This window comes from Flavobacteriales bacterium (assembly GCA_020635795.1).
In the GTDB taxonomy this organism is placed as follows: domain Bacteria; phylum Bacteroidota; class Bacteroidia; order Flavobacteriales_E; family Vicingaceae; genus Vicingus.
In genome coordinates, this window is sequence record JACJZD010000001.1 from 782,453 (window position 1) to 795,109 (window position 12,657).

7 protein-coding genes are annotated in these 12,657 nt (G+C 33.4%); 5 read left to right on the forward strand and 2 right to left on the reverse strand.

Translation table 11 applies throughout. The features are described from left to right. Positions 1 to 37 precede the first annotated feature (37 nt). From ccsB to H6589_03405, 3 genes are all read left to right on the forward strand, one after another. Complete coding sequence (gene ccsB / locus H6589_03395; protein MCB9173629.1) at positions 38 to 3,121, forward strand: c-type cytochrome biogenesis protein CcsB; 3,084 nt, start codon at positions 38 to 40, stop codon at positions 3,119 to 3,121. 262 nt (positions 3,122 to 3,383) lie between these two features. After that, positions 3,384 to 5,621, forward strand: a complete 2,238-nt coding sequence (locus H6589_03400; GenBank protein ID MCB9173630.1) for a tetratricopeptide repeat protein — start codon at positions 3,384 to 3,386, stop codon at positions 5,619 to 5,621. 63 nt (positions 5,622 to 5,684) lie between these two features. Then, positions 5,685 to 6,677, forward strand: a complete 993-nt coding sequence (locus tag H6589_03405) for a hypothetical protein (GenBank protein ID MCB9173631.1) — start codon at positions 5,685 to 5,687, stop codon at positions 6,675 to 6,677. 80 nt (positions 6,678 to 6,757) lie between these two features. Here the strand turns inward: H6589_03405 and H6589_03410 are convergent, their stop codons facing one another. Both H6589_03410 and H6589_03415 read right to left on the reverse strand, forming a co-directional pair. Further along, on the reverse strand, positions 6,758 to 8,641 hold the full coding sequence (locus H6589_03410; GenBank protein MCB9173632.1) for a T9SS type A sorting domain-containing protein: 1,884 nt from the start codon (positions 8,639 to 8,641) through the stop codon (positions 6,758 to 6,760). An 11-nt stretch (positions 8,642 to 8,652) separates the two neighbouring features. Further along, the gene (locus H6589_03415) at positions 8,653 to 8,931 is read right to left on the reverse strand and encodes a hypothetical protein (protein ID MCB9173633.1); all 279 of its coding nucleotides are present in this window, start codon (positions 8,929 to 8,931) and stop codon (positions 8,653 to 8,655) included. Between the two features lie 181 nt (positions 8,932 to 9,112). On the opposite strand from H6589_03415, the gene H6589_03420 reads away from it, so the two are divergent. After that, positions 9,113 to 10,663, forward strand: coding sequence for a fused MFS/spermidine synthase (locus H6589_03420; protein ID MCB9173634.1), 1,551 nt, complete (start codon positions 9,113 to 9,115; stop codon positions 10,661 to 10,663). A 239-nt stretch (positions 10,664 to 10,902) separates the two neighbouring features. Further along, entirely contained in the window at positions 10,903 to 12,627 is a 1,725-nt protein-coding gene (gene rho, locus H6589_03425; protein MCB9173635.1) for a transcription termination factor Rho, read from the forward strand. Positions 12,628 to 12,657: the final 30 nt, after the last annotated feature.

Genomic DNA, 12,657 nt, shown 5'->3' on the forward strand with positions numbered 1-12,657 from the left:
AAAATAGTTAATTTTGCTGTCATAAATTTAATTACACATGCTTACTTCCATTAAAAATATATTGTTCTCTACCAGACTAACTGCTGTTTTGCTTTTTATTTTCGGAGCAGCAATTGGTGTGGCAACCTTTATCGAAAACGATTACGGTACACCAGCAGCTAAAAGTGTAATTTTTAATACCAGATGGTTGGAATTGGTGATGTTGTTGTTAACCATTAACTTAATCGGTAACATTTTTAAGTATAAAATGTTTCAAAAATCCAAATTGGCTACCTTAACATTCCATGTAGCTTTTATTGTAATATTGATTGGTGCTGGAATTACACGATACTTTGGTTTTGAGGGTTTGATGCATATCCGTGAAGGAGAGCAAAGTAATATTATTGTTACCGACCAAACGTATTTGCAATTTAAGGTGGACGACCAAAAAATGCAGTATGCTTTTGATAAACCTTTGTTTTTAAATCCGTTACATAACGAAAACTTCAATGTTAAATTTAATTTTGAAGGTAAAGATATTGCGGTTAGTTACAAAGATTTTATTCCAAACTCTATTGATACGGTTGTTCCTGTAAAAAATGGTAAAAAAATAATTGAAATAGTTACTGTTGGTGAAGGTGGAAGAATGTCACGTTTTATTGAAGATGGTCAAACCAAATTTTTTGGCGATTTCCCGATTGCATTTAACGATAACAGTCGGTCGGAAGCCATTAAAATTAGTGAATTGAATGGAGGGTTGACTGTTCTGTCGCCTTACGATATTCAATATTTAAGTATGGATGATCAATCAACTGATGTGTTGGTTAGAGATTCCTTACACGAGTTTAAAAACCGAAGATTGTACACCGTTGGTGGAATCCAGTTAGTGTTTAAGGAATTACACGAAAGTGTAGAAGTAAAGAAAGTTACTGCTGCAAAAGGTGTTAGAGGTGAAGATGCTTTGGTGGTTGATGTAACTTGTAACAATACTAAAAATGAGGTAACACTATTTGGAGGTAAAGGATATACCTCAAGAAACACCATTTTTCAGTTGGAAGGATTAAATTTTTCATTGGCTTATGGTGCTAAAGAAGTGTATGTTCCTTTTGAAGTAAAACTCGATAATTTTATTTTATACAAATATCCTGGTTCGATGAGCCCCTCATCTTACGAAAGTGAAGTAACCGTTATTGATAACAGAAATGGTGGGAAGAAATTTTCGCAACGCATATTTATGAACAATGTATTGGATTACGATGGTTATCGTTTGTTTCAATCGTCGTACGACCAAGATGAATTGGGAACAGTATTATCGGTAAACCACGATTTTTGGGGAACAACCGTAACTTATGTTGGTTATTTCTTGCTAATGTTAGGTATGGTGTTGACCTTACTTTCTAAAAAATCAAGATTTAATACCTTAAGAAACTCCATTAACAAAATGCGGTTGAAACGTGAAAAATTGACTGTTTTATTGGTGTTGTTTTCTATAGGATTTGCAACTGCTCAACACGATTCGCCACATCAAAAAAACGAATACGTTAAAATTGATGAGCAACATGCTGAAAAATTTGGTAGGTTGTTAATTCAAGATGCTGGAGGTAGAATAAAACCAGTTCAAACCTTGGCTTCGGAAGTATTGCGTAAAGTTGCCCGTAAAGAGCAATTTAACGACATGAGTGCCAACCAAGTGTTGTTAAGTATGATGTACAATCCTGGTTATTGGCAAGAACAACCTTTAATTAAAGTAAAACATCCTGAATTAGAGAAAAAATTAAACGCAGTTGATGGTTATGCAGCTTTTAAAAATTTCTTCGATAAAGAGTTTAGTTACATCATAGCAAAAGATGCCGATGAAGCCAATCGTAAAAAACCTGCTGAACGTACCAAATACGACAAAGAAGTAATTGCTGTTGATGAGCGTGCAAACATTTGTTTTATGGTGTTTCAGGGTGCAATGTTGAGGGTGTTTCCAAAAGCTGGAGATGAAAACAATACGTGGTTTACCAGTATGGATTATCAACAATTTAAATCGCACGATTCGGTTTTTGTGAAGTCGATTATTCCTTATTATTTTTCAGCAATAAACGAATCGTTTACCAACGGAAACTGGTCTTTAGCCGACAGTATTTTAAATCATGTGGTTGAATATCAACAAAAGTTTGGCGCAGCAGTTATTCCTGCTCAATCGGTAATTGATGCCGAGATAACCTACAATAAAATCAACATTTTTGAGAAGTTGTTTAAGTACTACTTGTTTACAGGATTGTTGATGTTAGTGTTCTTATTCATGGATATTTTTAGTGCGAAGAAATGGAAGAAAAGAGTCATTACTGGATTGTCCGTTTTCTTATTTGCATTGTTTTTAGCTCATACATTAGGCTTAGCTGCTCGTTGGTACATTTCTGGTCATGCACCTTGGAGTAATGGTTACGAGTCGATGATATACATTGGTTGGGCAACGGTTTTTGCAGGTTTTTTGTTTTCACGTACTTCAAAAATGACCTTGGCCGCAACAGCTGTTCTGACTTCATTAATTTTAATGGTTGCACATTTAAACTGGCTTGATCCAGAAATTACTCCATTGGTTCCAGTGTTAAAATCGTATTGGTTGATGATACACGTTGCAGTAATTACGGGTAGCTATGGGTTTTTAGGTTTGGGTGCATTGTTAGGATTTATGAACTTGTTGTTAATGATTTTAAGAACCAAAAAGAATTACAACAATATTACTGATACCATTAAAGAGTTGACGTATATCAATGAAATGACTTTGACCGTTGGGGTGTTTATGGCTACAGTAGGTACATTTTTAGGTGGTGTGTGGGCAAACGAAAGCTGGGGTAGGTATTGGGGTTGGGATCCAAAAGAAACTTGGGCATTGGTAATTGTGTTGATTTATGCCATGATTTTACATTTACGATTTATACCAAAAGCTAATGGGAAATACTTGTTTAACTTGGTTTCAGTTCTTGGTTTCAGTACAGTAATCATGACTTATTTTGGTGTAAATTATTACTTGTCAGGGTTGCATTCTTATGCAAAAGGTGACCCAGTTCCAATTCCTACTTTTGTTCCTGTAACGGTTGTAGTAATTTTGGTAATTGCAGTAATTGCTTATTTAAGAAATAAAAAAAATTAGAACTTAAAAAATAGTTTTACTGTCATTCTGAACAATGTTTTACAAAAAACTTGTTTTTGATGTAAAACGAAGTGAAGAATCTTTAAGCATTAGATATTTTTTAAAAATAGATTCTTCACTTCATTTTGTAGTACCGAATACTCGGGACACAAAATATTGTTCAGAATGACACAAAAGAAGAAGTAATAATTTCTTACTTACCAACAGCTACTAATTTCTAATCACTATTTTTTTTATACTTTTAACCAAGTAAAAAATTGCAATGAGGTTTAATTGGATTGTCTTTTTATTGGTTGTGTTTTCTCTTGGTGGGCTTTCTGCTCAATCACAAAAGCAATTTATTAAAGTTGGCGACCAACTTTTTGCCGAAGGCGATTATTATGGAGCAAGCAAGTGGTATAAAGATGCCATGGATGTTGATTCGGCTTACCTTGATGTGGTTTACAAATATGCCGAAGCATTACGTTTGTATAACGATTACGCCAAAGCAGAGTGGTATTACAATACGGTTTATCGAAAGGACATGGGAGGGAAATTATTTCCTTTAGCTCCATTTTGGTATTCGATGATGTTGAAATATAATGGGAACTACAGCGAGGCAAAAAAGTTTTTCAAGCGTTCGAAACGTTTTTTTAGAGATAAGAAAAGCTATCATTACCAAAAGGTAATGCAAGAAATTAAATCGTGCGAAACAGCTATACAACTTCGAAAAGATTCTTTGCCTATCGATATTAAAAACATAGGTAATTCTATCAACACCTACGATAGTGAGTTGGGAGCAACCTTGTTAAGCGATTCTGTTTTAATCTACTCTTCGCTGCGTGATGAAAAAATGAAAGATGATAATGAAGTTTCTGATACGTCTTACTATTTAATGAAATTGTTTAGTGCAAACAGAAAAGGAGATGTTTGGCTAACCGATAGTAAATTAGAAGAGAAAATAAACGAAAAAGGTTTTCACATAGCCAATGGGTGTTTAAATACGAAAGGCGATGTGTTTTATTACAACAAATGCAGTAGAAATTTGTATTGCAGTATTTATGCAATTCCTTACGAAAATGGAAAATGGGGGAGTGCTTTTGAAGTTTCTGCGGTAAACAGTCCAACAGCTACTACTACACAACCCTACATTACCGAAATAAACGGAAAAGAGGTGTTGTTTTTCTCCTCAAACAGAGAAGGTGGACAAGGTATGATGGATATTTGGTATTCAATCAACGAAAACAATCAGTTTCAAATGCCAAAAAATGCGGGAAAGGTTATAAACTCTATTGAAGATGAAATTACACCGTTTTATAATTTAGAAGATTCATCACTTTATTTTAGTTCTAACTGGCACGAAGGCTTGGGAGGGTTTGATATTTTTAGCTCTAAAACTGATTTGAAAAATTATGAACCTGTTAAAAATATTGGCTTCCCAATTAATACCAGTACCAACGATTTTTATTATTCCATTAAAGGAAAAACGGCATTGTTAACCTCAAACCGTAAGGGTTCTTATACCAAAAAAGGGGAGACCTGCTGCAATGATGTGTATTACTACGGGATACCCGATACCATTAAAACAGTTTTTACTACCTTAGAAGAATTAAACCGGTATTTACCTGTTAAGCTATATTTTCATAACGATCACCCTAATCCTCGTTCTAGAGATACTACTACCACTTTAAATTATGTTAGCACGTATAAAGATTACACGCGCTTATACAATGAGTACAAAAGAGAGTTTTCTAATGGGTTGAAAGGCGTAGAAAAAGATGATGCCATGGTAGATATTGAAGATTTGTTTAGCAGTTATATTGATAAAGGTGCAAAAGATTTGGAGATGTTTACACCACTTTTAATTAAGGAGCTTGAAGCAGGAAAACAAGTAGCTTTAACTATAAAAGGTTTTGCTAGTCCTCTATCTAAATCAGATTACAATGTAAATTTAACCTTACGACGTATTTCTAGTTTAATCAATTATTTGAGCGAGTATGAAAATGGAAAACTGCTTCCTTATATCAATGGTGCAGCAGAAAATGGTGGGTTATTAACCTTTACCAAAGTTCCTTTTGGAGAATATCAGTCGGTAAAAGAGATTAGTGACGATTTGGCTGATAAAAGAAATTCGGTATATAGTCCAGGGGCCGCATTGGAGCGTAAAATAGAAATTATTGCTATAACGGTTACCGATACCAACCAAAGTACTTTAGATGGTTCGGAAATGGAAAAATTACCGTTGTTGACTTTTAAAGATACTGTGTTAACTTTTGAGGAAAATGAATTAGAAAAGAAGTTTAAAATTATCAATAATGGTGAATCGCCTTTAAAAATATTTGCAGCTACTTTTAGTTCAGAAGGTTTTGAGGCTGAATTTACAAATGAACCTATTGCTGCTTTTGAACCCACATTTATTTTGATTAAAAGAAAACAAACAAACTCAAAGAACTCAATGGTTACCTTTTTAACCAATGGGGTTCCAAATAGAATTATAAAAGAGATAAAAGTGTTAAATTAGAACTGATTAATTATCATTGTTTTATATTAATTATTTTACTAACTTAGTTGAGGATATGAAGTGATGAAATATTTAGTTTTAATATCGTTGGTGATTTTTCTTTTTTCATGTAAAAAAGAAGCAAATGTGTATCCAGAGCCAATTGTTCCTGTTACTCCAACAAACAATACATTTTCTACTATTTATAATACATCAAATACAGCTTTGTTAAGCAATGTTGTTAATGATATAGATGCTTCAACTTCAATTATTCGAATTGCAACAGAATACGGCTACACCACTTTTGATGGTGCTGTATGGAATACGCTAACAACAGCTAATTCTAATTTACCAAACAACATTGTAAATTGTGTACTTTACAATAATGGTATTACTTGGATAGGTACAGATGGAGGGTTGGTAAAATATGATGGGGTTACCATGACGATATATAAAAATAGTAATTCGCCTTTACCCATTAATAAAGTACGTAGTTTAGAAATAGACAATTCAGGTAAGCTTTGGATAGGTACATTTAGTGGTGGAGGTATTTGTAATTTTGATGGAACTATTTGGAATGTATATAACCCAGGTAATTCGAACTTACCAAGTAATTCTATTGCTAGAATAAGAAAAGACAATTTCGGAACAATTTGGTGTGCTTCTTCAGTTGGTGTGTCAAAATTTGACGGGACAGATTTTATAAATTATACCACGACCAATAGTCCTTTACCCAATAGTAGTGTATACACAATTGCGTTTGACTCAAATAATGTTGCTTGGATTGGTAGTAATGGTGGATTAACAAAGTACGATGGTGTTAATTGGCAAACGTATAATTCTTCAAACTCTGGGTTACCTTTAGATTTGGTCCGTTCCATTTTTATTAAAGATTTAAATACTTTATGGGTAGGTACTGACGGACAAGGCTTGTCGTGTTTTAATACCGCCACAAATGTTTGGGAAAGTTTTAATGCTACCAATACTAATTTATCAAGTAACTATATCAAAAGGGTTGTAAAGAGTTTGGATAATAAGTTATGGATTGCTACAGATAACGGAATTAATATAAAATAAAACAAAGAGGTTGAGATACTAAAAAGAAAAGGAAGAACATTGTTCTTCCTTTTTCTTTTTGTAATAATTAAACTAGTCTCTTAATCCTTAATAAATTTCAGGTTAACTCCATCTTCGTTAATCATTTTAATAAAATACATTCCTTGTGTTAAGTTTTGTGTTTCCAAGGTTAGTTTATTATTGCCTTTTTGAATATTAAACAATTGCTCATATACCAATCTTCCAGAAATATCATAAATTACAATTGTCTTAGTATCCTCAACAGAACTGTTAAAAGCTAAATACCCATTACCAGTAACAGGGTTAGGAAAAACGGAGAAGCCTTCAAATCGGTCTTTAATTATTACAGATTCAATTGAAGAATAAGAATATTTTCCATCATAATCTGTTTGTTTTAAGCGATAGTATGAAGTTCCTTTTTTTGGTTTTAAGTCTTTAGAAGAGTATGTTAATCTATTATTAGAATTTCCAGCACCTTTTATTATTGATACTGTTTCAAAGATGACACCATCAATACTTCTTTCAACTGTAAAAAAATCATTATTTATTTCTGTTTCTGTAATCCAATCTAATTGTACTTTTTTATCTAAGTATTCAGCAGAAAAATCAAGTAATTTTATGGGCAAAACAGGAGCATTATTGAGTTGAAAACTAAATGTACAAGCATCACCACCGAATCCATCAAAATTTAATAAATAAGTTTGACCAGCTACAGGAACAAATGTTGCATAAGTATTTGCTGCATTACCAGGGTTGTGATAGACCATACATTCACCCACTCCGCCAGTAATTGTTCCACAAACCTCCGAGGAGTTATACAGAGAGAATTGAGTTCCACTGCTGTATGTTAAAGCATTATCTAAATAACAATCTTGATTAAACATAATAATAAAGGCAGGATCTCCAGCAGGCCAAGTTGCAGGAGCTGTCCAACTATACCATACATTATTCTCGGTTGAACCAGAACATAAAGCTGCATCTGGTGTTGCACAAGATGTGTTCCCGGTATATAATACACCAGAACTTACAGGTATAGCAGAGGCACAATTGTTATTTGGCGGTACAGTACATGCTCCACCACAAATACTTACATTCATTGTCGTTCCCGAATAAGCTGAACCTGTAGTAATTAGCATGTAATATTCGGTTCCAGCAGTTGTTGTAATACTATAAGCATTATTTTTACTATCAACACTTCTACAATCCACTTGAGTAAATGAGCCACAGGTGCCAGTATAAATTGAAATATCAAAATAATTTGCAGTTTGAGCACCATTAAAATCTACCATATCAATAGTAGTAGAAGTAGAGTTTGCTGTAAATTTTGCCCAATAACCACACTGAACAGCATCATTTGCAGCAGTACAAGATTGATCAATACTTGCAGGCGTCCAATTACAAGTTACTGCAGAAGTATTTCCACTAGGCACATCCCAACAGGTGGCTGATACATACATTTGTGAAGCCAAAGCACATGTAGAGCCATAATTAGGCGCAGGAGGAAGAGGGTCGTAAACTGCAAAACAAAAATTAGTAGCACTACCACCACATGCTCCACCAGATAAATAACTTACTTGTATTAGATAGGTTGCTCCAACAGTTAAACCTGTCCAAGTTAATTCACTATTGGTAACATTTCCACTACAAGCACCTCCAGTTGGTTGGCAAGTAGGGTTTGGACCAAAAATGGAGTATCGCATAACACAACCACCACTTGTAAAATTAGTAGTTTTTATTACTGCAGTATCATTTGAGGCAACAAAACTAAACCAAGCTGTTTGTGTAGCCCCAGGAATACATGTTAAAGTTTCTCCTGCTTGTGTTGTTGCAGATGTGGTGTTACTGCATTTTGCAGCTCCATTCCAAGTTATAACAGTAGCACTTGCGCAATTGTCGTTTGCAGGTTGAGCTATTAGACTGATAGTTAAAATGGATAAAGCTAAAAATGTAAATATTTTTTTCATTGTAAAAGGAATTAGTTTGGGTCGACAGTTGAAATATTTTTAGTACTATTAATTATTTCAAGTTCTTTCAGATAAATATCATTTGGATCATAAATGGTACTATTTTTAGGATTTAAAAGAGATTCTCTGTTTAAACGCTCGGAGTTTATTTCTTCAATTACAATTTGGTCAGATTGAATGTTTTTAGTTGTTTGATCCATTGTTATAACTTCCAATTCTTCTGAATTTGTTTGTGAAAAACAAAAACCAATTCCAACAAAAATTAAAACAAGTGTAAAAATCGTTTTCATAATAGTTAATTTTATAATGTTTTAGCGGTTTAGAGAGAGTTCTCTTATAGGATGATCGCTATTTAGTTAAATACTTAAGTAAAAGTACTTACTTTTTTTATGATATTTAACATATTTTAGATAAAAAAGTACTTTTTTAACAATATCAAGGGTTGTCTAATGATTTATAAAACAAATATTTATGTTTAAAAACTTAACAAAACAACTTTTTTTATTGGCTTTTATAGAAGGCGGGGCAGTAATGTGTGTAGAGTTGTGTGGTGCAAAAATTCTATCACCTTATTTTGGCACATCTATTTATGTTTGGGCTGCGGTGTTGGGTATTACTTTAACAGCTTTAATGGTGGGGTATTATTTGGGCGGTTATTTTTCTACTAAAATTAAGTCGGCTGCTTTTATTTGCTGGGTAATGTTAGTAGCAGGGTGCTTGGTTACATTAACTCCATTAATAAGTAAAGTGGTTTTGCCTGTTACCATTCAATTTAGTGTATTGCTCGGAACGGTATTTTCCTTGTTTAGTTTTTTGTTTTTTCCGTTGGTGTTGTTTGGAGCAACATCGCCACTTATTATCAATTTTTTAACACAACAAAACGATAATTCGGGTAAGAGTAGTGGAACGGTATATGCGGTTTCTACTTTTGGTGGAATTATAACCACTTTTTTTGTTGGTTTTTATTTGTTGCCAGAATTTGGGATTGCTAAAACACTTTATGGTTATGGTTTATTGGTGGTGATTAGTTCTATCGTCATTGCGGCATTTAGCCGCAATCTGAACAATGGGATTGCGGGTCAAGCCCGCAATGACGAGAAGAAAGTTGATAATGACAAAACAGTTAAAACAATGTTGCCTTTTTTACTACTTGCTTTAATTAGTTATGATTTTAAACCTAAAACCAATCAGGAAATCATTTACCAATCGGAGGGAATTCTAGGGGAACTAAAGGTAGTGGATAGAACTTACGGAAATAATAAAGTTTACAGAGAGTTGATGGTAAATAACATTTCTCAAACCATTATGGACAAAAATAATCCTGAAAAAAGTTATTGGGAATATGTCGATTTGTTAACGTACAACATCAATTCCTATTCAAAAAATAATAAAACCTTATTGTTGGGTTTAGGAGGAGGAACCTTGTACAAACAATTAGTAAAAAATGGGTTAGATGTTGATGTGGTAGAAATTGACCAACGTATTGAAGAAGTAGCTAAAAAATATTTTTTTATTGATGATGAAGTGAATGTTGTAGTTGATGATGCCCGTCATTACATCAATACCACTACAAAAAAATATGATGTTATCATTTACGACTTGTACCACAGCGAAACTCCGCCAGTACATTTAATGACCAAGGAGGCTTTTGCTGAAATAAAACATAACTTAAACACCAACGGATTGTTGGTTGTAAATTTTTATGGGTTTATAAAAAACAAAAAAGGCATGGCGGCTCGGTCAATTTATAAAACATTGGTGAAAGAGGGATTTCAAATTGATTTGTATGCAACAACTGGAGAAGAAAGCAATCGTAACTTGCTGTTTATTTGTGGAAAAAATCAATTGAACCCAACATCAGCAATAATCCATAAAAAAATTGAACCAACAAGTATTATCTTAAATGATGCAATGGTTTTAACCGACGATAAACCTGTATTAGAACACATTTATTTAGAAGCAGCACTAAGTTGGCGAAAAGATTACAATGAGATTAATGCGAAGTATTTTTTAAATAAGTAATGAGATTGCGGGTCAAGCCCGCAAAGACGTTAAAGTAATTATTCAAAAAAAAAATGTAATAATTATTTTGTATTCAATTTAATTCGTACTATTGTACTATCAGACTCCTGATAGAAAAAAGAATCAAACAATTTTTACAGTTCAAAGCAAGTTCATATTACCTCATTCATTATCAATATAACTACTATTTCTTGTAGAAAAAAATCACATTCTAACGATTATTTAGAAAATAAAAATACATGTACGATATTATTGAATTAAACAAAAAGCTAGTTAACGAATTACGTGATATAGCAAAAGAATTAGACGTAAAAAAATTCGACAAACTAAAAAAAGAAGAGTTGGTTTATCAAATTTTAGATCAACAAGCATTAAAACCTGCTAAAGTGGATAAAAAAGAAGAACCTAGAAAAAGAATCCCTGTTGGATCATCAAATGGATCAACAAATGGTGGAAAACCAAAAAGAAAAAGATTGCCATCGGATGAATCGGATAAAAAACCAGATTTATTTAAACCAATGCCACCAATAGCAGAACAAAAAGAAAAACAAGCAGTTCCGCAAAATCAACAAAAATCAGTAGAGCATAGACCAGCTCAACCAGAAAATAGACCTGAGAGAAAGGAAGATAACACTCCCAAAAAACCAGTTCATAATCATCCAAAACAAACATCACCACAAGATAGAACGCCAGCTGCTCCAAGAGAAGAAACTGAGAATAGACCAACTAGACCAGAACAACCTCCAAGAAATAACGAGCAAAGACCACCGAGAGAACAAAATGGTAACAGCGAACCAAGAGAACCAAGAGAACAACGACCAAAAGTAGAAGAAAGTTTATACAGTTTTGATAACATTGTAAGCAGCGAAGGTGTTTTGGAAATTATGCCTGATGGTTATGGTTTCTTACGTTCATCTGATTACAATTATTTAAACTCACCGGATGATATTTATGTGTCACAATCTCAAATAAAATTATTTGGGTTAAAAACAGGAGATACCGTTCGTGGAACTATTCGTCCGCCAAAAGAAGGAGAAAAATATTTTCCATTAATTAAAGTAGAAACCATTAATAATAGAGAGCCTGCTGTTGTAAGAGACAGAGTTCCTTTCGATTATTTAACACCTATTTTTCCTCAAGAAAAATTAAACTTAACAGGACATAAAAACTCAACCCTTTCAACGAGAGTAGTAGATTTATTTACTCCAATTGGAAAAGGGCAACGAGGTATGATTGTAGCGCAACCAAAAACGGGTAAAACTACCTTGTTAAAGGAAGTAGCTAATGCCATTGCAGAAAATCATCCAGAGGTTTATTTATTGATATTATTGATTGATGAACGACCTGAAGAGGTTACAGATATGGCACGTAGCGTTGATGCAGAAGTTGTAGCATCAACCTTTGATGAGCCTGCTGAAAAACATGTGAAATTGGCTAATTTAGTTTTAGAAAAAGCAAAACGATTGGTAGAGTGTGGTCATGATGTGGTAATTTTATTAGACTCTATAACTCGTTTAGCAAGAGCTTACAATACCGTTTCACCATCATCAGGTAAAGTGCTTTCGGGTGGTGTTGATGCAAATGCATTACACAAACCAAAACGTTTCTTTGGTGCTGCTCGTAAAATTGAAAATGGTGGTTCGTTAACCATTATTGCTACAGCATTAACAGAAACTGGTTCTAAAATGGACGAGGTTATTTTCGAAGAATTTAAAGGAACAGGTAACATGGAACTTCAGTTAGATAGAAAAATATCTAACCGTAGAATTTATCCTGCTATCGACATTGTTTCGTCAAGTACAAGAAGAGAAGATTTATTATTAGGTAACGATATTACTCAACGTATGTGGATTTTAAGAAACTACATCGCAGACATGAACCCTGTTGAAGCCATGGAATTCTTAAGAGATAGAATGAATAAAACCATTAACAACGAAGAGTTTTTAGCTTCGATGAATGGGTAATTAATTTAAAGATGGTATTTTGTTTCTGGT